Source organism: Aeribacillus pallidus (genome assembly GCF_050478865.1).
Classification (GTDB): Bacteria; Bacillota; Bacilli; order Bacillales; family JACDOC01; genus JACDOC01.
This window is the reverse complement of sequence record NZ_JBCNBW010000004.1, coordinates 99271-121576: the sequence shown is the minus strand read 5'-3', so window position 1 is coordinate 121576 and position 22306 is coordinate 99271. Positions and strand designations below refer to the sequence as shown.

At 41.6% G+C, this 22306-nt stretch carries 21 protein-coding genes; 5 read left to right on the top strand and 16 right to left on the bottom strand.

Annotation, left to right across the window (positions count from 1 at the left end):
• Nucleotides 1-4 precede the first annotated feature (4 nt).
• The 5 genes from ABES52_RS01190 to ABES52_RS01170 all read right to left on the bottom strand — a co-directional run bounded on the left by ABES52_RS01190 (nt 5) and on the right by ABES52_RS01170 (nt 6777).
• Nucleotides 5-1144, bottom strand: a complete 1140-nt coding sequence (locus ABES52_RS01190) for an acyl-CoA dehydrogenase (protein ID WP_429648101.1) — start codon at nt 1142-1144, stop codon at nt 5-7.
• Between the two features lie 43 nt (nt 1145-1187).
• Nucleotides 1188-2324 (bottom strand): acyl-CoA dehydrogenase, encoded by a 1137-nt coding sequence (locus tag ABES52_RS01185; RefSeq protein WP_429648100.1) that lies wholly within the window; start codon nt 2322-2324, stop codon nt 1188-1190.
• 27 nt (nt 2325-2351) lie between these two features.
• Complete coding sequence (locus tag ABES52_RS01180; RefSeq protein WP_429648098.1) at nt 2352-3203, bottom strand: 3-hydroxybutyryl-CoA dehydrogenase; 852 nt, start codon at nt 3201-3203, stop codon at nt 2352-2354.
• A 15-nt stretch (nt 3204-3218) separates the two neighbouring features.
• Nucleotides 3219-4409, bottom strand: a complete 1191-nt coding sequence (locus ABES52_RS01175) for an acetyl-CoA C-acetyltransferase (RefSeq protein WP_429648096.1) — start codon at nt 4407-4409, stop codon at nt 3219-3221.
• A 253-nt stretch (nt 4410-4662) separates the two neighbouring features.
• Nucleotides 4663-6777 carry a 4Fe-4S dicluster domain-containing protein gene (locus ABES52_RS01170; RefSeq protein WP_429648094.1) on the bottom strand — a complete coding sequence of 705 codons (2115 nt, stop codon included), beginning with the start codon at nt 6775-6777 and terminating at the stop codon, nt 4663-4665.
• Nucleotides 6778-7036: 259 nt separating this feature from the next.
• On the opposite strand from ABES52_RS01170, the gene cls reads away from it, so the two are divergent.
• Together cls and ABES52_RS01160 are read left to right on the top strand one after the other, a co-directional pair.
• Complete coding sequence (cls, locus tag ABES52_RS01165; protein WP_429648092.1) at nt 7037-8239, top strand: cardiolipin synthase; 1203 nt, start codon at nt 7037-7039, stop codon at nt 8237-8239.
• A gap of 55 nt (nt 8240-8294) precedes the next feature.
• Nucleotides 8295-8957, top strand: a complete 663-nt coding sequence (locus ABES52_RS01160) for a Dph6-related ATP pyrophosphatase (RefSeq protein ID WP_429648091.1) — start codon at nt 8295-8297, stop codon at nt 8955-8957.
• 270 nt (nt 8958-9227) lie between these two features.
• On the opposite strand, the gene ABES52_RS01155 is transcribed toward ABES52_RS01160, so the two are convergent.
• The 5 genes from ABES52_RS01155 to speE all read right to left on the bottom strand — a co-directional run bounded on the left by ABES52_RS01155 (nt 9228) and on the right by speE (nt 13463).
• Nucleotides 9228-9407 carry a XapX domain-containing protein gene (locus tag ABES52_RS01155; protein ID WP_429648089.1) on the bottom strand — a complete coding sequence of 60 codons (180 nt, stop codon included), beginning with the start codon at nt 9405-9407 and terminating at the stop codon, nt 9228-9230.
• 18 nt (nt 9408-9425) lie between these two features.
• On the bottom strand, nt 9426-11096 hold the full coding sequence (gene argS, locus ABES52_RS01150) for an arginine--tRNA ligase (RefSeq protein ID WP_429648088.1): 1671 nt from the start codon (nt 11094-11096) through the stop codon (nt 9426-9428).
• On the bottom strand, nt 11093-11539 hold the full coding sequence (locus tag ABES52_RS01145; protein ID WP_429648087.1) for a YwiB family protein: 447 nt from the start codon (nt 11537-11539) through the stop codon (nt 11093-11095). Before ABES52_RS01145 ends, argS begins: the two co-directional genes overlap by 4 nt.
• Nucleotides 11540-11728: 189 nt before the next feature.
• Complete coding sequence (gene speB / locus ABES52_RS01140) at nt 11729-12601, bottom strand: agmatinase (RefSeq protein ID WP_429648085.1); 873 nt, start codon at nt 12599-12601, stop codon at nt 11729-11731.
• Between the two features lie 31 nt (nt 12602-12632).
• Nucleotides 12633-13463, bottom strand: coding sequence for a spermidine synthase (gene speE / locus ABES52_RS01135; RefSeq protein WP_429648083.1), 831 nt, complete (start codon nt 13461-13463; stop codon nt 12633-12635).
• A gap of 358 nt (nt 13464-13821) precedes the next feature.
• On the opposite strand from speE, the gene ABES52_RS01130 reads away from it, so the two are divergent.
• Nucleotides 13822-15900, top strand: coding sequence for a transglycosylase domain-containing protein (locus tag ABES52_RS01130; protein ID WP_429648082.1), 2079 nt, complete (start codon nt 13822-13824; stop codon nt 15898-15900).
• 161 nt (nt 15901-16061) lie between these two features.
• Here the strand turns inward: ABES52_RS01130 and ABES52_RS01125 are convergent, their stop codons facing one another.
• Both ABES52_RS01125 and ABES52_RS01120 read right to left on the bottom strand, forming a co-directional pair.
• The gene (locus ABES52_RS01125; protein ID WP_429648080.1) at nt 16062-16574 is read right to left on the bottom strand and encodes a YwhD family protein; all 513 of its coding nucleotides are present in this window, start codon (nt 16572-16574) and stop codon (nt 16062-16064) included.
• 30 nt (nt 16575-16604) lie between these two features.
• Nucleotides 16605-17282 (bottom strand): site-2 protease family protein, encoded by a 678-nt coding sequence (locus ABES52_RS01120; protein ID WP_429648078.1) that lies wholly within the window; start codon nt 17280-17282, stop codon nt 16605-16607.
• A gap of 158 nt (nt 17283-17440) precedes the next feature.
• Here ABES52_RS01120 and thmT point away from each other — a divergent pair, with 158 nt between their 5' ends.
• On the top strand, nt 17441-17626 hold the full coding sequence (gene thmT / locus ABES52_RS01115) for a 2-hydroxymuconate tautomerase (RefSeq protein WP_429648077.1): 186 nt from the start codon (nt 17441-17443) through the stop codon (nt 17624-17626).
• 38 nt (nt 17627-17664) lie between these two features.
• Here the strand turns inward: thmT and ABES52_RS01110 are convergent, their stop codons facing one another.
• The 3 genes from ABES52_RS01110 to ABES52_RS01100 form a co-directional block, all read right to left on the bottom strand.
• Nucleotides 17665-18174, bottom strand: coding sequence for a YwgA family protein (locus ABES52_RS01110; protein WP_429648075.1), 510 nt, complete (start codon nt 18172-18174; stop codon nt 17665-17667).
• A 32-nt stretch (nt 18175-18206) separates the two neighbouring features.
• Nucleotides 18207-19520, bottom strand: coding sequence for an HD domain-containing protein (locus ABES52_RS01105; RefSeq protein WP_429648073.1), 1314 nt, complete (start codon nt 19518-19520; stop codon nt 18207-18209).
• A 236-nt stretch (nt 19521-19756) separates the two neighbouring features.
• Nucleotides 19757-19981, bottom strand: coding sequence for a YuzB family protein (locus tag ABES52_RS01100; RefSeq protein ID WP_429648071.1), 225 nt, complete (start codon nt 19979-19981; stop codon nt 19757-19759).
• A gap of 225 nt (nt 19982-20206) precedes the next feature.
• Here ABES52_RS01100 and ABES52_RS01095 point away from each other — a divergent pair, with 225 nt between their 5' ends.
• Nucleotides 20207-20890 (top strand): RsfA family transcriptional regulator, encoded by a 684-nt coding sequence (locus ABES52_RS01095; RefSeq protein ID WP_429648069.1) that lies wholly within the window; start codon nt 20207-20209, stop codon nt 20888-20890.
• A 288-nt stretch (nt 20891-21178) separates the two neighbouring features.
• Here the strand turns inward: ABES52_RS01095 and lipL are convergent, their stop codons facing one another.
• On the bottom strand, nt 21179-22021 hold the full coding sequence (lipL, locus tag ABES52_RS01090; protein ID WP_429648067.1) for an octanoyl-[GcvH]:protein N-octanoyltransferase: 843 nt from the start codon (nt 22019-22021) through the stop codon (nt 21179-21181).
• Between the last annotated feature and the right edge of the window lie 285 nt (nt 22022-22306).

The window sequence follows — 22306 nt, the reverse complement described above, 5'->3', positions numbered from 1 at the left end:
GTTGTTAGCGGGTTAACATACGCGAAATGACGAGACGTTGAATTTCTTGAGTTCCTTCGTAGATTTGCGTAATTTTCGCATCGCGCATAAACCGCTCTACTGGATAATCTTTCGTATAACCATACCCACCGAAAATTTGTACCGCTTCGGTAGTCACTTTCATCGCAGTATCTCCGGCAAACAATTTGGACATGGCTGATTCTTTTCCGTACGGTAGCCCTTGGGACTCTAACCATGCCGCTTGATACGTGAGTAAGCGAGCCGCTTCAATGCTTGTCGCCATATCGGCTAGCTTGAACGAAATACCTTGGTTAGCAGCAATCGGTTTTCCAAATTGATAACGTTCTTTTGCATATTCAATCGCCGCATCTAAGGCTCCTTGGGCAATTCCGACAGCCTGGGCAGCAATCCCGTTTCGACCACCGTCTAACGTCATCATTGCAATTTTAAAGCCTTCTCCTTCTTTTCCAAGTAAATTTTCTTTTGGTACTTTACAATCCTCAAAAATAATTTCCGTTGTTGGCGATGAGCGAATGCCGAGCTTTTTCTCTTTCTTTCCAACTCTAAAACCTTCAAAATCTTTTTCAATGATAAAGGCACTCGTCCCTTTATGTTTTTGCGATGGATCGGTTAAAGCAAAGACGACGTAAATATCAGCCACTCCGCCGTTGGTGATGAAAATTTTCGACCCGTTTAAAATATAGTAATCTCCTTCTAGGCGAGCGGTCGTCTTCATCGCTCCCGCATCGGAACCAGACCCCGGTTCTGTTAAACCGTAAGCCCCGATTTTCTCCCCTTGGGCCATCGGCCGTAAATATTTTTGCTTTTGTTCTTCCGTACCAAACTTATAAATTGGCCAACCGGCAAGTGACGTATGTGCAGACAGCGTCACACCTGTCGATGCACATACGCGAGAAAGCTCCTCAACTGCAATACAGTACGCTAAATAGTCGCTACCGATACCCCCGTATTCTTCCGGCCATGGAATTCCCGTTAATCCTAGTTCGGCCATTTTGTCGAAAATTTCCCGATCAAACCGTTCTTCTTCATCCCGCTCCGCTGCTGTTGGTGCGACTTCGTTTTTCGCAAAATCGCGCACCATTTTTCGTATCATTTCATGCTCTTCCGTTAGTTGAAAATTCATCTTCCATCCCCCATTCGATTAGTCAGTTGCTTTTAAAAGACATTTATTTTAACAAATGCTTTCCAATAACAATCCGTTGAATTTCGCTTGTTCCTTCATAAATTTCAGTAACTTTTGCATCTCTAAACAGACGCTCGACCGGATATTCTTCTGTATATCCGTAGCCACCGTATACTTGAATGGCTTCTGTCGTCACTTCAACAGCCGTTCTTGAAGCAAATAATTTGGCCATCGAAGCTTCTTTCCCGCAAGGCAATCCTTTTGTGCGTAAGTCCGCCGCTCGATACACTAGCAGTTTAGCGCCTTCGATGCTAGTGGCCATATCAGCGAGCTTGAAACCAATCGCTTGCTGCGCGGCAATTGGCTTACCGAACTGATGACGTTCTTTCGCATACGCCACCGCATGTTCATAGGCTGCTTCAGCAATTCCTAACGCTTGGGCAGCAATGCCGATACGACCTACATCTAAGTTCGCCATCGCAATTTTAAAGCCTTGTCCTTCTTCCCCTAATAAGTTTTCAGCAGGCACTTTCATGTCTTCAAATGTTAATTGCACCGTACGTGACCCGTGCAAGCCCATTTTCTTTTCGTCTTTTCCTACGATGAGTCCTGGTGTATCCTTTTCGACGATAAAAGCAGAAACTCCACGACTTCCTGCCTCCGGGTTGGTAGAGGCAAAGACGATGTATACGTCTGCTTCACCCCCGTTGGTAATAAACACTTTCGAACCGTTAATGATATAGTGATCCCCTTGTTTGACCGCACGTGACCGTAAGCTTTTGGCATCGGAACCTGCGCTTGGCTCCGTTAAACAAAACGCCCCTAAATATTCTCCGGAAGCAAGCTTTGGAACGTACTTTTGTTTTTGCTCTTCCGTTCCGAAATAAAGAATTGGGTTGGTGCCAACGGATGTATGAACGGATAAAATCACGCCGACCGTTGCACTTACTTTCGAAATTTCATGAATGGCGATAATGTAGGACATAAAGTCCATTCCAGAGCCGCCGTAGTGTTCTGGAACGGTAATTCCCATGAGACCTAGTTCAGCCATTTTATTTAAAATGGGCCGTGGAAACTCCCCTTTTTCCATGTGTTCGACAAATGGAGCAATTTCTGTTTGCGCAAAATCACGTACCATTTTCCGCATCATATCTTGTTCTTCCGTGAATCGTAAATGCATCCCAGTCCCCTCCTGCTGTTCAATAAATTACTCATATGTGTAGAACCCGCGACCTGTTTTTCGACCTAACCAACCTGCTTTCACATATTTCCGGAGAAGCGGACAAGGGCGATACTTGTCGTCTCCAAATCCTTCATGAAGCGTTTCCATAATGTATAAGCACGTATCAAGTCCGATAAAGTCCGCTAAAGTTAGCGGTCCCATCGGGTGATTCATTCCTAGCTTCATCACTTCATCAATGGCCTCTTTTGTTGCTACCCCTTCGTATAACGTGTAAATCGCCTCGTTAATCATTGGCATTAACACCCGGTTCGAGACGAAGCCAGGGAAGTCATTTACTTCTACCGGTACTTTGTTTAACGATTTTGTCATATCTTCAATTGCTTGATACACATCGTCTCTTGTTGCTAAACCACGAATAATTTCGACAAGTTTCATAACCGGTACCGGATTCATAAAGTGCATGCCAATCACTTGTTCTGGACGTTTCGTCACCACAGCAATTTCCGTAATTGGTAACGAAGACGTATTGGACGCTAAAATGGCATGTGCCGGTGTAATTTCATCTAGTTCTGCAAAGATTTTTTGCTTAATCTCCATATTCTCGACGGCTGCTTCAATGACGAGATCGACGTCATGACCGTCTTTTAAATCTACAGAAGAAGTAATGCGTGCTAATACGGCTTCTTTTTCTTCTTCTGTCAGGCGCCCTTTATTGACTTGACGAGACAAATTTTTCGAAATAACCCCTAAACCGCGCTCCACAAACTCTTGCTTTAAGTCGTTTAAAATGACTTCATATCCTGCTTGTGCACACACTTGGGCAATGCCTGAGCCCATTTGTCCTGCCCCAACGACCATTACTTTTTTAATTGCCATATTCCCAATTCCCCCTTATGCTTGCTTTGGAACTTCAATCATGATGGCGTCTCCTTGACCGCCGCCGCTACAAATCGCCGCGATTCCAATACCACCGCCACGACGCTTTAATTCATGAACGAGTGTTACAATGATTCGAGCGCCACTTGCACCGATTGGGTGACCTAACGCAACTGCACCGCCATTCACGTTTACTTTTTCTGGGTCGAGTTGAGCAATTTTTCCACTCGTTAACGCCACCGCAGCAAACGCCTCATTTACTTCGAATAAGTCAATGTCATCAACCGTTTTTCCGGTCTTTTTCAGCAACTCATTAATCACTAAGCCTGGCGTTTTCGGGAAGTCTTTTGCTTCTACCGCAATCGCTGTATGCGCTAATATTGTTGCTAGTGGTGTTCTTCCTTCCCGCTCGGCCCGCTCTTCGCTCATCAGAACGAGGGCACATGCTCCATCGTTCACGCCTGGCGCATTTCCGGCCGTAATCGTACCATCATGATCAAATACCGGTTTTAACTTCGCGAGTTTTTCGATGGATGTATCTTTTCTTGGTGCTTCGTCTTGGTTTACAATGAGTGGTTCCCCTTTTCGTTGAGGAACTTCAACAGGAACAATTTCTTCACTTAATTTCCCCGCTTCAATCGCTTGGATCGCCCGTTCATGGCTTCGTAACGCCCACGCGTCTTGTTCTTCTCTTGTAATTCCGTATTCTTTCGCTGTGGCGTTTCCGTACGTTCCCATATGAACACCGGAAAAGCTACAGGTGAGGCCGTCATAAACCATTAAGTCTTTTACCGTAGAGTCGCCCATCCGAAATCCCCAGCGAGCCTTCGGCAACAAGTACGGTGCGTTGGACATCGATTCCATTCCACCGGCAACAATGACTTCTTCATCTCCAGCACGAATGATTTGGTCTGCTAACGTGACACTCCGCATTCCTGAAGCACACACTTTGTTGATCGTTTCGGTTTTCACTTCCCACGGAATACCGGCAAAACGAGCTGCTTGTCGTGAAGGAATTTGACCTTGTCCTCCTTGTAGAACGGTTCCTAAAATGACTTCATCAACGTCTTCCGGTTTCACATCCGCTCGTTTTAACGCTTCTTTAATGGCAATTCCTCCAAGCTGCGACGCGGTTAAAGAACTTAATGCCCCACCAAACTTACCAAAAGGTGTTCGTACCCCACTTAAAATGACCGTTTTTCCCATCCATCTCAGCTCCTTGTTTTGGATTTTATCGACAAATAAAAACAGGAAACGCTTACATTTTTCGACTGAACGCTCGCTCAAGGGACAGCCATAACATAGCAATCTACTTATCTACTTCCTTATTGTAAGGTAGAATTATCAAAATTGAAACACTTTACAAAAAATTCTTACTAACATTGTTTTAGATAAACGCCCGTGAACCAAGTAAATGGTTCACGGAGCGTTTATTTCCCATATTGGTTGTATTGGACCATTACATCGCAAGTCGTTGATGTTCATCGCCACAAACTGCTTTTTCAAGCAACTCGGCGACGTCGTACGTTTTCACTGTATCTTCGACTTCTTTCGCTTTTGTTCCATCGGAAAGCATCGTGAGGCAGTATGGACATCCAGAGCTAATGATACTTGGGTTGACGGCTAAAGCTTGTTCGGTACGAGCCACGTTGACGCGATGACCCGTATCTTCTTCCATCCACATGAGTCCACCGCCGGCACCACAGCACATGCCTGTTTCGCGGTTTCGTTCCATTTCCACTAATTTTACACCTGGAATCGCTTTTAAAATTTCCCGTGGTGGATCATATACTTCGTTGTAACGACCTAAATAGCAAGAGTCGTGGAATGTAATCGTTTCGTTCACTTCATACTTCGGCACAAGACGCCCTTCTTTGACGAGTTTCGCAAGAAGTTCGGTATGGTGGTAAACTTCTGCATCTAATCCGAAATCTGGATACTCGTTTTTAAAGGTGTTGTAAGCATGTGGGTCGATTGTGACGATTTTCTTTACGCCGTTCTTTTCAAATTCCGCGATGTTTTGCTGTGCCAGCTCTTGGAATAAAAATTCGTTTCCTAAGCGACGTGGCGTATCTCCAGAGTTTTTCTCTTTGTTTCCGAGAATGGCAAATTTCACGCCTGCTTCGTTTAATAGTTTGGCAAAGGATAACGCAATTTTTTGGCTACGGTTATCAAAGGAACCCATCGAGCCAACCCAGAACAAGTACTCAAATTCTTCTCCTTGTTTCTTTAATTCTTTTACTGTCGGTACGTATACATCTTCACGAGCGTCACGCCAATTTTCCCGTTCTTTTCGATTCAGACCCCACGGATTTCCTTGACGCTCAATGTTTTGCATCGCACGTTGAGCATCTGGATTCATTTTTCCTTCGGTTAATACGAGGTAACGGCGTAAGTCAATAATTTTATCGACGTGCTCGTTCATGACTGGACATTGGTCTTCACAGTTACGACACGTTGTACATGCCCAAATTTCTTCTTCCGTAATGACATCCCCGATTAAACTAACTTCTTCCCCGTAAGTAGCTGCAACCTCTTGTGCACCTTGAGTGGCTGAAGCAAGCGCCAGCTGATTCCCTTTTGTATTCCGGAACGCAAATGTTGGAACCCAAGGTTGTTTTGATGTGACAGCTGCTCCGTAGTCCGTTAAATGATTACGAAGCTTTACGATTAAATCCATTGGTGAAAGCATTTTTCCGGTTCCTGTCGCTGGACACATATTCGTACAGCGCCCACATTCGACACAGGCGTATAAATCAATGAGTTGCAGTTGCGTAAAGTCGGTAATCTTCCCTACCCCAAATGTTTCTTGGGTTTCGTCTTCAAAATCAATCGGACGAAGTTTCCCTGGTGCATCAAGGCGATGAAAGTAAACATTCGCTGGTCCGGCAATTAAGTGCGCGTGCTTTGATTGTGGAACGTAAACTAAAAACGCCAAGAGTAATATTAAGTGGATCCACCAAGCAATATAAAATACGACAATCGATGCGGTTTCACCTATCCAACCAAAGGCGAAGGCAATGACCGATGCCACTGGTTCAGTCCATGTCAGTTCTTCACCGTGCCAAATGATGCTCATTCCGTTTCCTAATAGAACAGATAACATTAGCCCGCCAATAAAGAGTAAAACTAATCCAGATTTAAAACCGCGCTTTAATCGGACTAATTTCTCGATATAGCGACGATAGAACGCCCAACAAACAGCAAATAAAATCATTAACGTAACTAACTCTTGGAAAAAGGTAAACCCTGGATACAACGGACCTAAAGGAAGGTGAGAACCAGGTACAATTCCCTTCCAAATAAAATCGATGGCACCAAACTGAACAAGAATAAATCCATAGAAGAACATGACGTGGATGGCACCACTCTTTTTATCCTTTAAGAGCTTTTTCTGTCCAAACACGTTCACCCAAATTTTTTCTAAACGCTCTTTGACTCGATTATCAAATTCAACTTTTTTTCCTAGTTTAATAAATTGAATCCTAGTACGAACCACATATATAAATAATCCAACAGCATAAGCGGTAACGAGTAAAAAGGCAATTAGGTTGATCCATTGCAAACCGTTCATGACCTTCTCTCCACTCCTTTCCGTAACGTCATCCGACTCTCCCCCTTTGATTGACTTTTATTAACTATTTTATTTTTCAGAAAGTTTCCTTATTTCCATTATATAATGAATGAGCATTCAGTCAATATTTTTTCAATAAAATATTTTTAACATTATTTATTTTCATAAAATTTAACATTTTAATAGTAAGACTGACGTTTATATTTTCTAATATTGAAGGGTAATCTAACTGTACTGAAACTAGAAGAGAGGGAGCATTATGAACATTTTTTTCATTTTAATCATCTTGGTTCTTATCATCGTTAGTTGGGGGTATTTAGATTACTCTATAGGAAAAAAACGTTATTTTAACAAAATGAAGAAACGTTCCTATCCAATGCGACAAAGTCAAATAACGTTTATTGGCGAGGGAGAGGAATTATTCGAACAACTTTTCCGTGATATTGAACAAGCGAAATCAAGTATTCATGTCCTTTTTTATATTGTCAAAACGGATGAAACGAGCCGGGACTTTCTCATTCGATTAAAGCGGAAGGCAAAAGAAGGAGTGACCGTACGTCTTCTTCTTGATTGGGTAGGATGCTTCCCTTTATCAAGAACGTGGATTAACGAATTAGAATCTGCTGGCGTTCACTTCTCCTACTGCCACCGACCACGATTTCCATTTTATTTGTATACTTTGCACCAACGAAATCACCGTAAAATTGCGGTCATAGACGGTTCGATTGGGTATTTAGGTGGGTTTAATATCGGAAAGGAATATGTAAATCAGCATCCTACATTAACACCATGGCGAGATTATCATATACGATTGGAAGGGGAAGGTGTGGCTGATTTACAAACAGAATTTTTATACGATTGGTACCGTGAAACGAATGAACAGTTATGGGAAGAACCTTCTTTGTTCCCTCCTTTACCTAAGGGACCAATTTCTCATCAAATAGTCCCTTCTGGTGGGAATCAAGTTGAAGAAGCGTTCAGGTCATCTATTCAACGGGCAAAGAATAGCATATTTATTGGCTCCCCTTATTTTGTTCCAAGCGAAAAAGTATTTCGTGCGTTAATAGGGGCTGTACGCCGCGGGGTTCAGCTGACGATTCTCGTCCCGTTTCATTCGGATCACATGTTAGTTAAAGAAGCTAGCTATCGGTATTTCCGAGTTCTATTACCGTATGAAAATGTCACCATTTATCAATACGTTAAAGGGTTTTATCACGGGAAAGTAGTGATCATTGACGATAAAGTAATGGATATTGGATCAGCAAACTTCGACGTTCGAAGCATGAATCTGAATCACGAGCTCAATTGCTTTATCTATGATAAAGCGTTCATTCAAACCGTAAAGGACTATATCCATAGAGATTTGCTGCTTGCTCATATTTTAACCGATACCGATTTACAAGTCGGCTTTAAAACAAAAGTAAAAGAATGGACAGCCCAACTTGTGACCCCATGGTTATAGACTCATTGGCTCCCCCATGTTTTCCTGATACACTTTTAACAAAAGGGGGATGGCGATGAAAATAGCTCTTTCATGGAGCGGCGGTCGCGATAGTATGATGATGCTCCATACGTTAAAAGACAAGTGCGAACCGGTTGTTCTTATTACTACGTTTGATGAAGTGACAAAAAAAGTGATGATGCATCACATTCCGTTTGAATTAATGGAAGCGCAAGCAAAGCGGTTGCGACTCGAACTGTTCCCGATTTGGCTACGTCCACCTTATGATAATGACACGTATGAACGGACGATGAAAGACGCATTAGAACAGCTGAAAGAACGAAGTATTACTCACGTTGCGTTCGGAGATTTGTTTTTGGAAGATATTCGTTCGTATCGGGAACAGCAGATGGCACGAATGGGACTGACCCCTATTTTTCCATTGTGGGGAAAAGAAACAAAAAGCCTCGCAGCGGATTTTATCCGGTTGGGGTATCAAGCGAAAGTGATATGTGTCGATTCAGAACAGTTGTCACCAGAGTTTTTAGGCCGTGAATATGACACATCGTTCATCCATGAGCTACCAGATGAGGTCGATCCGTGCGGTGAAAACGGGGAGTTTCATTCCTTTGTGTTTGATGGGCCGCTGTTTCAAGAAGCCGTTCCGTTTTCAACACGAGGTTCATATGTGACATACGACCGCTTTTATTATTGCGAACTAAAAATGAGGAAAAAATGACCGATGTATGTCGGTTTTGAAAAATATATTTTTTTGAAGGGAAATAGTGGATTTTTCATATATAAGACACCTTTTGACGACGTTTTTTGCTCTAGTTCAATGCTTTACATCGAACTGGATTTTTTTGAATCCATTTAAAAATATTTGCACTTCAATAACGCGTTTTTGCACGTAGAATACCTCTTATAAAGCGCAATATCCGTTTATCCACCAAACACCATATCATAAAGAAAAAGTGAGCGACTTCCATCAGAAGTGCTCACTTTTTTCCTACTTCAACAAATTGCTTATGACTGGACCAACGATTTCAAATGCTTTAAAACCTAAGTAAATGCCAACAATCCCCATAATTCCAGCTAAAGCGGGAGGTGCTGGAATCGGTAAGCGGAACATGGCAAAAATGAAACCAACGAAAAATCCGGTCAATAAGGCGAAAATGATTTCTTTCAAAAGGTTCCCTCCGTGACATTACATTTTCTCAGGAGCAGAAACACCGATGAGAGCTAACGCATTACGTAACGTAATTTGAACAGCTTTAACAAGTGCCAAACGAGCTTTTGTGCGATCCATTTGTTCCTCATCTAAGACTTTTTCCGCATTGTAGAAGCTGTGGAACGTGGACGCTAAATCATTAATATAAAGAGCAACACGGTGAGGAGTACGTTTTTCTGCAGCATCGGCAATGACTTGTGGGAATTCCCCAAGTTTTTTCAAGACGTCTAATTCTTTTTCAGAACCGATAACAGATAAATCGGTCTCTTGGTCAATCGTAATGCCCATTTCTTCGCCTTGGCGCAAAATGCTGCAAATACGTGCATGCGCATATTGAGCATAATACACAGGATTTTCGTTAGACTGAGAAACTGCTAAATCAAGGTCAAAATCCATGTGCGTATCGCCGCTGCGCATAGCAAAGAAATAGCGAACAGCATCTAATCCTACCTCTTCCACTAGCTCGCGCATCGTAACCGCTTTTCCTGTACGCTTACTCATTTTTACTTTTTCGCCGTTTTTGAAGAGGTGAACGAGTTGGATAACTTCAACTTCTAAGTTATCTGGATTAAATCCAAGCGCCTCAATGGCTGCTTTCATACGTGGAATGTATCCGTGGTGATCCGCTCCCCAAATGTTAATCACTTTTTCAAATCCACGCTCGAATTTATCTTTATGATACGCAATATCTGGCGTTAAATACGTATACGAACCGTCGTTTTTAATTAACACGCGGTCTTTGTCGTCACCAAATGTTGTGGAACGGAACCATGTCGCTCCATCTTTCTCGTACACATGTCCATTTTCACGAAGTACACGTAAGGCTTCATCGATTTTTCCGTTATGATAAAGAGACGTTTCGGAATACCAAACATCAAACCGTACACGGAACATTTCCAAGTCTTTTTGTAATTTTTCTAACTCATATTTTAAACCGTATTCCCGGAAAAATTCGTACCGCTCTTTTTCATCGGCATGGATGTAGCGATCACCAAACTCTTCCGCTAACCGTTTTCCGATTTGAACGATGTCTTCCCCGTGATAACCGTCTTCAGGCATTTCTTTGTCGTATCCTAACGCTTGGAAATAGCGCGCTTCCACAGAAAGAGCTAAGTTGTGAATTTGGTTTCCGGCATCGTTAATATAGTATTCACGAGTGACGTCGTATCCTGCTTTTTCTAACACGTTACATAATGAATCACCAACTGCCGCGCCACGAGCATGTCCTAAGTGTAAGTCACCAGTCGGGTTAGCGGATACGAACTCCACTTGTACTTTTTGACCTTGTCCGGCATTGGATTCACCGTAGCGATCGCCTTGTTCTAAAATCGTAGGAATTAAGTTCGTTAAGTATTGATTATTCATGAAAAAGTTAATAAATCCTGGACCAGCAATTTCGATATTTTCAATCGATGCTTGTTGTTGATCGAGGTGTTGCACAATATCTTCAGCAATCATTCGAGGTGCTTTTTTCGCAATTCGAGCTAATTGCATTGCCATATTCGTTGAATAGTCCCCGTGTGATTTTTCTTTCGGTTTTTCTAATAGAACCTCTGGTAATTGTTCTTCTGTTGCCAGTCCAGCAGCCACAACCGCATTTTTAATCGCTTCCTTTAACGTATGCTCCACTTGTTCAACAATGTTCATTTGGACGATTTCGCCTCCTTATACGTAATGGATAAATCATACGTCCCCACGTAGGATCCATGACTATGAAGATGGTATTTTAACCGAATGGCTCCCTCTAAGGTATCCTCTTCGTTTTGTTCCCAGGAAAGGACGTCCGTTTTCGTTGTTAATAACATCGTACCAAACGGGCTTTCATATGATCCAGGCATTTCTTCCTTTTTGGAAAAAGACATACGCATGTTCACGGCCCCTTTTCGTAAGATGACCGCTTCATATTCTTTTACTTTGACAACCGAATGAATCGTACCTTCTTCTTGCACTTCTTCGTATTGTAAGTAAATTGCGTCTTCTTTTTTATAATATCGACCAAAAAGGACTAATTCAAAAGTTTCTTGTTCACCATCTTGCCATACGGTTGTTTTTAGTTCAATTTTTACGGGAGTATGTGTTTGTTGTGCCATCGTTCACACCCTTTGCCTGACAAAATAATATCGGGGCATCCCCCGATAAGTTAAAACATGTTCCGACAACGGATGGACCATTCATCGTCTCCCTAACGTCTTCTCATTTTGGAATATGTATTATTATAAAACATTCATGAGAAATAACGGAATCCTTTCCACCTAAATTGATGGAAAGGATTCGCCTACTTACTTAATCCATCCTAAAATCATTTCTCGAATCAGCTTACTTGCGGTATTGGCTGTTTGTTCAGAGTGATCATAAATCGGTGCGACTTCCACAAGATCGGCTCCCACAACGTTGACTTCAGAACGCGCAATCTCGTGAATAGAAGCAAGTAACTCTTTCGAAGTAATTCCTCCGCTATCAACCGTCCCTGTTCCAGGAGCGTGAGCTGGGTCTAATACGTCGATATCAATGGTTACATAAACCGGTCTCCCTTTTAATTTCGGTAACACTTCTTTTAACGGCTCCAATACCTCAAACTTCGCGATATACATTCCGTTTTCTTTCGCCCATTCGAACTCTTCCTTCATTCCAGAACGGATACCGAATGAATAGACGTTTTCAGGACCCATTAACTCCGCTGCCTTACGAATTGGTGTGGCATGAGATAGAGGCTCTCCTTCGTAATCGGTCCGTAAATCCGTGTGTGCATCCATATGAATAATGGCTAAATCAGGATACTTTTTGTACATCGCTTTAATAACCGGCCAAGAAACTAAATGTTCTCCCCCTAATCCTAATGGGAACTTCCCGTCCGCTAACACTTTGTCGACAAATTCTTCAATGAGTTCAAGACTGCGCTCTGCGTTACCGAACGGCAACGGAATGTCACCTGCATCAAAATATTTCACTTCTTCTAATTCACGGTCTAAATAAGGACTATACTCTTCAAGTCCAATCGATACTTCCCGAATACGCGCAGGACCGAAACGAGAACCTGGACGATAGCTTACCGTCCAGTCCATTGGCATCCCGTAAATGACCGCTTGGCTTTCTTCGTAACTTGGGTGGCTTTTAATAAATACGTTTCCTGAATACGCTTCATCAAATCGCATGCGCATCATCCTCCATCTATGGACTATACAATTACTCAGTTAAGTCTTTCACGAATTTCGGTAAAACGAACGCTGCTTTGTGCAATTCTTTTGTATAGTACTTCGTGTCAATGTCATGGAAGCGCTCGTCCGCTACTTCTAGTGGATCATATTTTTTAGAACCTAATGTAAACGTCCACATACCGCTTGGATACGTTGGAATGTTCGCAATATATAAACGAGTGATTGGGAAAATTTCACGCACATCGCGTTGAACGTTACGGATTAAGTCAGCTTTAAACCAAGGGTTGTCCGTTTGGGCTACGAAAATACCATCCTCTTTGAGCGCTTTGGCAATACCTGCATAAAACCCTTTTGTAAATAAGTTTACCGCAGGTCCTACCGGTTCTGTAGAGTCCACCATAATCACATCGTATTCGTTCTCACTTTGAGCGATGTGCATAAAGCCGTCGTCTACTTTTACCTCCACACGTTCGTTATCTAACTCGCCAGCGATTTCTGGTAAAAACTTTTTCGAATACTCAATAACCTTCCCATCAATTTCAACAAGCGTTGCTTTTTTTACACTTGGATGTTTCAGCACTTCGCGGATCACACCGCCGTCTCCACCACCAACGACAAGCACGTTTTCTGGGTTTGGATGCGTAAATAATGGGACGTGAGCAACCATTTCATGATACACAAATTCATCTTTTTGAGACGTCATTACCATGCCATCTAATAAAAGCATGTTGCCCCATTCTGCGGTTTCTACCATATCAAGCTTTTGGAAATCTGTTTGTTCTGTATGTAAAGTGCGATTCACTTTCATTGTAATACCAAAATTTTCTGTTTGCTTTTCTGTAAACCAAAGTCCTCCCATGTGTATTCTTCCTTTCTTTCATCATTGTATATTTGTCCCAAAACCAAAACTTACATGCATTACGAAAAGAGGGACGTTCCCTTCATATCCTTCCCTAACATCATAAATACAAACATGAGAAAAAGTATAGTGGAATTTAGCAAAATTTCAAGAAAAATTTATCCAGCAAATCCCCACCTCTAGATGGTGTCTGAATCAAAGAAGATTCGTAGGCACAAAAACCCGTAAACGTTCGATTCGTTCAACTATATTTTCCTAGATACGTTTAAAATTGCACTTATTTTTTCATACTAACAATAAGAAATAAATGGTCGTATTGTTAAAAATTACTTTGATTTTATAAATGGAGGTGGCCCTCGTGGAACCGATGGCCTACGAACGTTTTCATAAAACGATTAAATATTTAAGGGCAGTCGTAATTATTTCTTTACTTTCGTTGTTCATGGTATTCCTTTTTATGATAGGCGTCTTTGTGTATGCCAAAATTTTAGGTGCCCCACCACTTGCCGTCCCTCAGTCGAATCTATATTTTTCATCAGAGGGGGACATTATCGGTGAAAGTCATAACGGACAAAAACGATACTGGGTTCCATTAGAAGAAATTTCCCCCAACGTCATTCAAGCAACCATCTCCATCGAAGATAAAAATTTTTACGATCACCACGGTTTTGACTATAAACGAATGGCCGGGGCGATTATTGCCGATGTAAAAGCGATGGCGAAAGTACAAGGGGCAAGTACGATTACCCAACAATACGCCCGCAATTTATTTTTAGGTCATGAAAAAACTTGGATGCGGAAACTGAAAGAAGCGTTTTACACCATTCGTTTAGAAATGAATTATAGTAAAAAAGACATTTTAGAAGGATATTTAAATACGATTTATTATGGTCACGGAGCTTACGGCATTCAAGCCGCCAGCCAATTTTACTTTCAAAAAAACGCCGATGAATTAACAGTAGCAGAAGCGGCCCTGTTAGCCAGTATTCCGAAAGGCCCAAGCTATTATTCTCCCCTCGTATCGTATGAGCGTGCCAAAGAACGGCAGGCAATTGTTCTATCTTCTATGAAAAAAAACGGTTTTATTACGGAAGAGGAAAAACAAGCTGCGCTTAACGAACCACTAGAAATCGTCGGACAGCATCAGTATCAAAAAGCTGAAATCGCTCCTTATTTTCAAGATGTTGTCCAATACGTATTAAAGGAAAAACTCGGTATTGACCAGCAAACGATTGAAATGGGAGGCTTGCGTGTATATACAACGCTAATCGCGAACCATCAACAAATTGCCGAACAAGTGATAGCTGATACCATCGCCCCTGAATCCGACATTCAAATCGGTTTTATTGCGATGAATCCACATAACGGATACGTAACGGCATTGGTCGGAGGACGCGACTACAAAGAGAGTCCATATAATCGTGCCGTTCAAGCAATTCGTCAACCAGGCTCAACGATTAAACCGCTCCTTTATTATGCGGCCTTAGAACAAGGATTTACACCGAGTACAACGATGCGTAGCGAACAAACGACCTTTCGGTTTGACGAAGGTCGGGCGGAATACACGCCACATAACTTCAATAACAAATACGCTCACGATGAAATTACGCTAGCGCAAGCATTAGCATTATCAGATAATGTGTATGCGGTGAAAACCCACCTGTTTTTAGGAGAAGAGACGCTTGCCCAAACGGCGAAACGATTCGGTATTAAAACACCGATGAAACAAGTTCCTTCTTTAGCATTAGGGACGTCGGGTGTCCGTCTTATCGAAATTACGAATGCGTATAACATGTTTGCAAACGGCGGGCAAAAAGTAACACCCGTCTTTATAACGAAAGTCGAAAATCATCAAGGGGAAATCATTTATGAATACGAAGCGGAAAAGGAACAATTACTAGACCCGAACGTCGCGTTTGTAACTGCCCATTTGATGACAGGCATGTTTGACCCGTCTTTAAACGATTACGCAAACGTAACGGGAACGACCATTTTAAAAAAAATTACCCGACCGTACGGTGGAAAGTCCGGTACGACGGAATCTGATAGTTGGATGATTGGATTTGCTCCTCAACTAACTGCAGGGGTATGGACCGGGTATGATCAAGGTGACGAAATTACGAAAGTCGCCGATAAATTATATGCCAAAAACGTCTGGGTACAATTTATGGAACAAGCATTAAAAGATGAGCCGGTTCTTACGTTTAAACCACCGAAAGGAACGGTTGGAGTATACGTCAATCCGGATAACGGGTTACTCGCTACGAAAGATTGTCCTGTTGCTCGGCTCACCTATTTTGTAAAAGGTACGGAGCCGACCGATTACTGCCACGACCATATAGAAGATGGAGCGGACTCAAAAGCGCCTGCACCAAGTCCAGATAAGGAGCCACATAAATCGTGGTTCCATCGATTTATCGAATGGTTTGGTTCCTGACCATGAAAAAACTCGGAGAAGGGTCTCCGAGTTTTTTCAGTCCTAGTTTTATATGTGCGTAACTGTGATTTAAGTTTACTTTTTTTTCATACAATCAGCAAGATTTGACAATGAAATTCGAAAAACTGTCACAGTTTGTTCAATTTATTGGCAAAAATTGTCTATTCCACTAATAACCCTTTATGAAGCGCTTCACTTGAACGGTTCCACATGCCTTCATCATGGTTTTTTAGAAATTCAGCTAATACTTTTTTCGACTTTTCGTCCATATGATCTACGATAATATGACGCTTTAACGATTTATCCATTTTATTGACGTGTTCAGGGAGTGATTTATAGCCTCGGCGTGTTTCGCGATTCACGGTCATCTCACACGCGGTTACTCCTGCGTAATAAGGGCCTTCTTCGTTGCGGTCAACCGTCACCCATACGAGCCAATACGGTTTTCCGCCAGGTGCTTCCTCACGGTTCGGCGTAAATTTAATTCCGCGTTCAACAGCGCTTCGAGCATGCATTGCTCCGATGTCAATCATTGCTTCTCCTTCTTCAATATCAATAATCACTGGAGTCACATTGTCTAAGCTTAAGGCACCTATGCCAAAGCCCCCATGCCCATCCGTTGGGTCACTTTTAATAATGTTAAACTCAATTTTTTTCTTTTTGTTTTCCATCAAGCTGGCCTCCTTTATCGTCTTTATGTACCGTTAAGCAAATAGGTGAAAAAAAATCGTTTGTAAGCCTTGGACAAGCCCTCTTAATACGACGTTAAAGATCGGGTCAATCGTATATGCTTGTAGGGGGGTAATAATTAGAATAAGAAAAATCAATATCCCGTATTGTTCCCATTCCACCATTTTGACGCGGATATGCGTTGGCATAATGTCTTCAATGATTCGATAGCCATCCAACGGTGGAAGTGGAAGTAAATTAAACACAAATAATACTAAGTTTAACCAAATAAACCAGTCTAAAAAATGGGTCATCCAAACGGGCATTTGCCAGCCCCATGAAAATGAAGCAAACGTGTACAATAAAAGAAATCCAAGCACGGCCAACAGAAAATTACTCATTGGTCCAGCGAGCGATACAAGGATGCTCCCGAGGCGCGGTCGCTTCAGTTTAAACCGATTTACCGGAACCGGACGCGCCCAACCGAAGCCTGCTAAGAACAACAACAATGTACCGAACGGATCAAGATGTTTTGCTGGATTTAATGTTAACCGGCCTTCTTCTTTCGCTGTATCATCCCCAAACGCGTAAGCAACTGCGGCGTGGGCAAATTCGTGGACGGTAAAAGCAATTAACAACACCGCCGCAATATATGGTAAGTCATTGAGAGAAAAGGCTAACCACTGTTCTAAACCTCCGAGTATTCCTTCCACAAGTATATCTCCTTTTTCCAAAGTTTTTGCCCCACTTTTATTCCTAGTATATCAAGAAGGAAAGCTCCTATATACCATTTTAATAAATTACTTGGTAGCGTCCATCTATGATACACTTAACTAATGAAGTAGTCTATGTACTAGAAGGGGGATTTTCCATGCCATATGTAACCGTTAAAATGTTAGAAGGTCGTACAGAAGAACAGAAAAAAGCCCTTGTTGAAAAAGTCACCGAAGCGGTAAGTGAAACGACAGGTGCTCCAAAAGAAAAAATCGTTGTGTTTATTGAAGAAATGTCCAAAAACCATTATGCCGTTGGTGGGAAACGATTAAGTGACGAATAACGGTTCAATCTTTAACATTAGCAAAAAAAGCTAAGCCATTACTGGGGCTTAGCTTTTGTTTTGAGCTTGTCGATATAATCATAGGCTTGATCAATTTCTTCGGCCGTATATTTTTGCTTACTTTTCAACGTAAATACTTTTTCGTACACATCTTCTTTCGGTAATTCTTCAAAGTAAAGAATCGTGGAAACGAGCTCTAAAAAGCGTGCCGATTGCCCGTTCATATCTTCCATGCATTCCTTTATTTGTGGCATCTCAACTGCATACAAAGATAAAAAATCGCTGCCTTCTTCCGTGAGTGAATACCGATATTGAAAATACCCGCCTTTTTTTTCTTTCACTTCCTGAATAAAGCCCATGTTACACAATTCTTCGATTCGTAAGGTGAGCTCTTCGGAGTATGGTCCAAAAAAATGAAATTGATATTTTTCTTGAAACGGAAAGGATAATTTTTTTAATATATAAATCATTTTTTGAAATTTTTTTCGTCCAATAATTTCACCTGAAGCAGCTAATGCGCACATAATCTTCGCGTGTTCCTTTAACAACTGTACTTCATCTCCTACTCCCTATTAGTCCCTCAACTTTTTTGTGACGGTAGCTCTAGAATTTCGCGTATATGTCGCTTAATATTTCGTTTTGTTGATTCGTCATACAAGAAGTCATCTGGGAAATACAATTTATGATCCGTGCGACGCTTTCCGGAAATGGCATCGACAATGTCTGATTCTCTTGATAATTCCCGTAATTCTCCGTTTGGCATTAATAAATGAATCGGCAGGCGCTCCTCCTCTTCTCCTGGACGATAAAAATCGTACGGTAAATCGGAAGAAGAGTCGACGACTAAATAATAGTTCGGATCTATGCCCGCTTTTATAAATAACGCCTCAAGTTCACCATGTTTTCGGTACTCTTTAGCTGGATCAAACTCGACGTATTTAAACAAGTTTCGATCCATAAAGCGTTGACATAGGTCGGACAATATCGGGTCTTGTTCCTCTTGCCATATTTGGAAATAATATAAAATCACCGCTTCATCGAGCTTTAAATAATCATCAATAGAGACATTTCCTTCAAACAAGGAATAAAAATGATGTGGCTCATAACGGAACAAATAATTATTTTGATATAATTCTTTTGCACGATGTAAAATTTTTGTCAAAATGACCTCTGCACTACGAGTTACTGGATGGAAATAAACTTGCCAGTACATTTGATAACGGCTCATAATGTAGTCTTCCACCGCATGCATTCCACTTTGTTTGATAACGACTTGGTCTTCCCGCGGACGCATGACCCGTAAAATTCGTTCCATGTCAAAATGACCATAACTAACCCCTGTAAAATACGCATCACGTTGTAAATAGTCCATCCGATCAGCGTCTATTTGGCTTGAAATGAGGCTAACGACAAGTTTATTTTCATACGTTTTGGCAATGACTTCAGCGACTTTTTTCGGAAAGTCAGCGCTCACTTTTGATAACACGTGATTGACTTCTGTACTTCCTAAAATGATTTTTTGGGTAAACTGTTCATGGTCTAAATCAAATACCTTTTCAAATGAATGGGAAAACGGACCGTGTCCTAAATCGTGAAGCAGCGCCGCACATAAGGAAAGCAGTCGTTCCTCTCGATTCCATTCCGGACGTCCGTCAAATACATCATCCACAATTCGACGAACAATTTCATATACGCCTAACGAATGGTTAAAACGGCTATGTTCGGCGCCATGAAACGTTAAATACGTTGTCCCAAGCTGTCGAATACGACGCAATCGTTGAAATTCTTTTGTTCCAATTAAATCCCATATGACTCGGTCACGCACATGTACATAGCGATGAACAGGGTCTTTAAATACTTTTTCTTCACTTAATTTTTCGTTGGCATATCCCATTTTTTACCCTCTTCCTACACTAACATGACTCTATTATATCGACATTTTAATCGACATTCACGGGAAATTAACAAAAAATTCTTTCATTTTCAAACGGTGCGAACGAACTGCTTATATTCTAGAGGTGCTGTTACGTTAAGGATGACAGTAGTATAATTCGCAAATTAGAGAAGCATATGCGGCGAGGACGTTTTCTAAGCGAAAAAAATCACCTTTTCCAGGTCAAGGCGATTTTTTTATTTTTTTAACTTTTTTTGAATTTTTTCCATTAGTTCTTCTTCCGTTAACGCAGCCACCGGACGGTTATTGACGAAGGCAAACGTTTTTTTACGACCGGGACCACAATACGATTGACAGCCAATTTCAATCGTCGCTTCGGGATCTAATTTTTTTAATTTAGGAAGAAGCGTCTTTAAATTAACGGCTTGACAATCGTCGCAAACTCGAAATTCGTTTGCCATGGTAAAACAATCCTTTCAAGTTTATTCTCAATAGCTAAACGGTATTTTACATTTTATTAATCATCTTTGCAAGTTTTCTCACTTGCCAATTCATAGCGCTTCGTACCACTCTATGGAAATATTGAAAACTACTAGCTTTTGAAACACGAAGGTATAATTTTTTTATTTTTTGTCCATGCTTTAACTAAAGTGAAAGTTTCATAATCAAAAAGGGAGTTGAGAATATTGAAAACTCGGCAAGATGCATGGACAGAAGAAAACGATTTGTTGTTAGCTGAAACAGTGTTACGCCACGTTCGTGAAGGAAGCACCCAGTTGAACGCGTTTGAAGAAGTCGGTGACAAGCTAAACCGTACCTCGGCGGCTTGTGGCTTTCGATGGAATGCAGTCGTTCGTCATCGCTATGAAAAAGCGTTGCAGCTAGCGAAAAAGCAGCGGAAACAACGCCAACGACTACTAGGAAGAGAACAAGGTGGAAAAAAGAAACTATTGTATCAACCACCAACACCATCACCAGAAGAAATCGAAGCAATTTCTCTTCCAGTAACAGCTCAACAAGAAGTGCAAGCGGAATCTAGTTCAGGTCAAAGTCAGCAAGAAAACCTGACATTATCGCAAGTCATTGTTTACTTGCAACAACTGAATCAATCGAACTTCCAAGTAGATGCCTTAAAAAGTGAGAATGAGAGATTAAAACTAGAGAACAATGATTTAAAAAAGAAAATAGAGGAACTGGAGAACAAAATAAAAGAATTAGAAGAAAATACAACCACGATGCAAGAAGATTACGAAACATTGATGAAAATTATGAATCGCGCCCGCAAATTTGTGCTGTTTGAAGATGAAGAACGACCGAACACCAAATTTAAAATGGACCGTAACGGCAATTTAGAAAAAGTGGCGGAATAACAAAAAGGGGTTTTGACACCCCTTTTTTCTGTTTCGATACTCTATTTTACAGAAGACTCTGGTTTGATCATCCTAATGGCCGATGCCGCTATTTTATTTCCCTTTAGGCCATCTTTATTACCAGTTACGGCTACTTTTTTGTACTCTGGATGGTTTTATTTCCCAGTTCCCGTCAGTTTATTTGCACTTTGACCAGGATTATTTATAGTTCAAACATTTTATTTGTACTTTTGCCTTTTTTTGAAGTTTAGCCGACTTTATTTGCTGGTTCGGCCGTTATTAGGAGGATTACACCCCTTTTAACATTTTTTCATTCCGTTCTATAATCCTCGTATAATAACTCTCGTACCAAGCCATTTCGTGCTCATCTAAATGGCTCGCGTAAATCCGGTCGCCATTGGCCTTTAAAACGTTCAAAAAGCGAAGCATCACATCCGGAACGGTTAGGGAGGTCCCCAACAATTCGGACAAGGAGGCCATCACTTCTGGACGAATGTTAGGGTACGAAAATTTCGTTTCCGCATCTTTTTTACCTTCTTCATAAAACTGTTGAATGATTTTTGCTCGTTCTGAGCCGCTGCCGTCCACACATAAATAAATTTGGACAGCGACACCGTTGCGAATGCGCCGTTGTGAAATACCGGCAAATTTTTTTCCGTTAATGCTTAAATCGTAACTTCCCGGACAATACGAACCGACAATTTCCTTTGCTTCAATGGTTGCAGGAAAATCGGCAAACATTTCTTTCACAAGCTGCCACACCGCATCATAGCCTCGATTAATATCGATGCCTTTATCTTTTTCAGGAAGCACAAGGGATAAGTTTAATACCCCTTCGTCGAGGACAACGGCGAGGCCTCCAGAATTTCGAACAATGTACCGATAGCCTTTTTCTTCTAACGTCCGAAGCCCGTCAGCCAAATAAGGAAGCTTTGTATCTTGAATCCCGAGCACAATCGTCTGATGGTGGACCCATGCCCGCGCTACTGCTGGTGAATGGCCCGTACCAACAGATGTGCAAAGGGTATCGTCCATCGCAAACGATTGCAATGCCTCAAAATATGGACCTAAGCTCGATTGATCAATAATTCGCCATACAGGTTGTTGTAGCAATTGTTTCCCCTGTTCCATCTGCTTGTTCTCCTTTAGTCAACTGCTTCATGTATACGAACGTATTATATCATAACGATCGAAATCAAACCCCCTGGCGATTTTATCCTTTATCCGTTAGCCTTTTTGAAAAGGCTCTTAAATGATACTGTTGATATTTATCATTTCGCTCCAGGCGGACGCTTTCCGTGGGCAAGCCGCAAACCGCTTCCTTCTACTCTCAGTCCAGGGTCTTGCGGCTTCTTGTTCCCGGTGGAGTCGCCGCCGTGTGAACAACTTACTAAAAATCAACAATGTAACATAACA

What these genes read in the sequence shown, in the direction of transcription:
- argS (WP_429648088.1), bottom strand. Translation starts at nt 11,096, where the DNA reads ATGAACATTGTTGAACAAGTGGAGCATACGTTAAAGGAAGCGATTAAA.
- ABES52_RS01185 (WP_429648100.1), bottom strand. Translation starts at nt 2,324, where the DNA reads ATGCATTTACGATTCACGGAAGAACAAGATATGATGCGGAAAATGGTA.
- speB (WP_429648085.1), bottom strand. Translation starts at nt 12,601, where the DNA reads ATGCGATTTGATGAAGCGTATTCAGGAAACGTATTTATTAAAAGCCAC.
- thmT (WP_429648077.1), top strand. Translation starts at nt 17,441, where the DNA reads ATGCCATATGTAACCGTTAAAATGTTAGAAGGTCGTACAGAAGAACAG.
- ABES52_RS01170 (WP_429648094.1), bottom strand. Translation starts at nt 6,777, where the DNA reads ATGAACGGTTTGCAATGGATCAACCTAATTGCCTTTTTACTCGTTACC.
- lipL (WP_429648067.1), bottom strand. Translation starts at nt 22,021, where the DNA reads ATGGAACAGGGGAAACAATTGCTACAACAACCTGTATGGCGAATTATT.
- ABES52_RS01105 (WP_429648073.1), bottom strand. Translation starts at nt 19,520, where the DNA reads ATGGGATATGCCAACGAAAAATTAAGTGAAGAAAAAGTATTTAAAGAC.
- ABES52_RS01180 (WP_429648098.1), bottom strand. Translation starts at nt 3,203, where the DNA reads ATGGCAATTAAAAAAGTAATGGTCGTTGGGGCAGGACAAATGGGCTCA.
- ABES52_RS01100 (WP_429648071.1), bottom strand. Translation starts at nt 19,981, where the DNA reads ATGGCAAACGAATTTCGAGTTTGCGACGATTGTCAAGCCGTTAATTTA.
- ABES52_RS01160 (WP_429648091.1), top strand. Translation starts at nt 8,295, where the DNA reads ATGAAAATAGCTCTTTCATGGAGCGGCGGTCGCGATAGTATGATGATG.
- speE (WP_429648083.1), bottom strand. Translation starts at nt 13,463, where the DNA reads ATGGGAGGACTTTGGTTTACAGAAAAGCAAACAGAAAATTTTGGTATT.
- ABES52_RS01175 (WP_429648096.1), bottom strand. Translation starts at nt 4,409, where the DNA reads ATGGGAAAAACGGTCATTTTAAGTGGGGTACGAACACCTTTTGGTAAG.
- cls (WP_429648092.1), top strand. Translation starts at nt 7,037, where the DNA reads ATGAACATTTTTTTCATTTTAATCATCTTGGTTCTTATCATCGTTAGT.
- ABES52_RS01145 (WP_429648087.1), bottom strand. Translation starts at nt 11,539, where the DNA reads ATGGCACAACAAACACATACTCCCGTAAAAATTGAACTAAAAACAACC.
- ABES52_RS01190 (WP_429648101.1), bottom strand. Translation starts at nt 1,144, where the DNA reads ATGAATTTTCAACTAACGGAAGAGCATGAAATGATACGAAAAATGGTG.